Genomic DNA, 2,285 nt, shown 5'->3' with positions numbered 1-2,285 from the left:
GGCGAAAGTCTGGAAAAATGTCGTAGTGGCGTCGCACCCACAACAGCCTGCGGGATGATCCCCGCATGATGAGATCATCCCCTTTCACGGCCTGCACGCTGCTCGCCACCGCACTGGCCCTTGCCGCGTGCAGCGGACATCCGGCCGCACCGCCACCGACCACTCCGACCACGGCGCAGGAAATGTCGGGCCTGCTTGAAACCATGGACGGACTGGGACAGATCCGTTTCCCGATGGTGCGCCCGGGATCGGTCCTGCCCGCGGAAATGAACCGCCCCATGAGCTGGCACTGGTCCGGACCGCTGGACGATGCGGTCAGTATACTCGCCCGCCGGGTGGGTTACGCCGCCGTCACCCCGGCCCCCGCCCATGCCATCACGGTGCGCGTGGACGACGACAACGCCACGGCGGGACGCCTGTTCGACCACCTTGCGGCCGCTGCCGATCCCCGTGCCGAAATCGACATCGACGTGCCCCGGCACACCATCAGGATAATCTGCCATGCGTAAGCCCCTGCACGCCCTGCCGCTGCTTGTCGGCCTGTCACTGCTCCCGGCCTTGGCATGGGCCGCGGACGTATCGGGCAAAGGTCCTGCTGACCTGCCCGTGCCGGCGATGCCCGCCACACAGAATGCTGCGGCGGGCGCGATCAACACGCCACTGACAGGCGCGCTCATCGCACCGGTCATCACCGACGTGAACCGCCCGCCCTCCATGGAAGCCCTGATGGCCATCCGTCCCGGATACTCTCCAAAACAGGAAGCCGGAAACGGTCGTGACGATACCGTCCGTCAGGCCGCGTGGGCCTATGGGGCGCAGGGTGGTCTGGCCGCACGCTCATACGCCATAAACCTCATGCTCGAACGCGAAAGCGCCATACTGGACCGGGAGTTTGATTTCCGGCCACTGGTGCTGCCGATCAATAACGGCACACTCCTCCTGCGACCGCCGGTCGTCACCAGCGCCCAGATGTCCGTCGCCCTCGATCCATCGGGACAGACAGCACAGTTCGCCGAACAGATATACGAAGTCACGCGGCAGGCGCAGGTCGTCACCGCCATTCCCCAGTGGCGCACATGGCTCACGCGCCGGTACGCGATGCCGTCGGCCCCCAACGATGCCCTACGCCCCCGCACGACGCACGAAGTCGAAGTCTGGCGCGAGGGCGTAGCCCGCGGGTTCGCGGCGGGCGAACGGCAGGCGGTCGAAATCTTCCTCGACGATCTGGCGCGCCTCGAGCGCGAGATCATCGGCATGGCGCGCTATCGGGCGCTGCTGAAGGCGGGCAAGGTCGAAGCGCCACAGGTGGCGCTGCTCAATCATCCGACACAGGGCGGCCATGACCTCATGCGCGTCAACGTGCAGGATATCCGCATCCGCACCCAGCCCGGGCTCGATGCGAACCGTGCCCACTGGCATGTGACGGGAGACGGCCAGTGACGCCCGGAACGTCTTCGTCCAACGCATGGGATCACGGACGGGCCGCCAGCCTGATCGGCGGCATGGGGCTGGCCTGTGTCATCCTGACACTTCTGGCGTGGTTGCGCTTTCATGCGCAGATCGCGCAGGTGATCCTGTCCGTTCAGGATATCGAACTGGATGTCATCGGCCTGTTCACCCACCGCTACGACCAGATCCATGACAGCCTGCATCACGCCGTCCCCGAGCGGGTGTCGTGGAATACGCTGTGGCGTCTGTGCACAATGACGGGACTGGCGCTACGCATTCCCGCCATTGTCCTCATCATTGCCCTTGCGGCGCTCTGTCTCGCCCGCGCACCCCGCAGCCGCTACCGCGAACGTTTTGGCCTCGATGGCATGCAGGCCGTGCTCGCACGCATCCATCCCCTCGGTGCAGCGTGGGTTGGCGGGAAACTGCCCCTCTCCGAGCCTGCACCGCCGGGCAGGGCACTGCGTCCCCTCGATCCGGCGCTGCGGCCCATGGAATGGCTCGACCGTTACTGCCCGGGAGACGCCGGGGCGCCTGACTGGGGGCAGACGGCCCGCGACGCTCTCGCCCGTCAGCTCGGCCAGCCATGGAGCGCTCCGAAAGCCCTCCCGCCTGCCGAACTGTGTCTGTTCATGGTGTTCGCCTTCTTCGGCCAGCGCCGCAAGGAGGATGCCCAGAACCTTCTTGAAGCCCTGTCGCGGGCCGTCGCAGGCAACCTGAAGAAAGGCGCGCCAGCAGCCCCGGTCGCAGCCCCGGAACGCTTCATCCGGCATCTTCACCGGATCCATGACGCCAATACATGGGATGACGCCATCGCCATGGCGAACGCACACGCG

At 66.3% G+C, this 2,285-nt stretch carries 3 protein-coding genes; all 3 read left to right on the top strand.

All coding sequences use genetic code 11. The annotated features are described in order from the left end of the window. Window positions 1–65 precede the first annotated feature (65 nt). The gene (locus tag KSAC_RS17115; RefSeq protein ID WP_132307109.1) at window positions 66–509 is read left to right on the top strand and encodes a DotD/TraH family lipoprotein; all 444 of its coding nucleotides are present in this window, start codon (window positions 66–68) and stop codon (window positions 507–509) included. Next, entirely contained in the window at window positions 502–1,440 is a 939-nt protein-coding gene (locus KSAC_RS17110; RefSeq protein WP_132307107.1) for a type IV secretory system conjugative DNA transfer family protein, read from the top strand. Before KSAC_RS17115 ends, KSAC_RS17110 begins: the two co-directional genes overlap by 8 nt. Then, the coding region (locus KSAC_RS17105; RefSeq protein WP_132307105.1) for a secretion/conjugation apparatus DotM-related subunit at window positions 1,437–2,285 on the top strand (849 nt) is incomplete at its 3' end. The genes KSAC_RS17110 and KSAC_RS17105, both read left to right, overlap by 4 nt.

The organism is Komagataeibacter saccharivorans (genome assembly GCF_004348195.1).
In the GTDB taxonomy this organism is placed as follows: domain Bacteria; phylum Pseudomonadota; class Alphaproteobacteria; order Acetobacterales; family Acetobacteraceae; genus Komagataeibacter; species Komagataeibacter saccharivorans.
The sequence above is the reverse complement of the archived record's forward strand: the minus strand, read 5'-3'. Positions and strand labels throughout refer to the sequence as shown.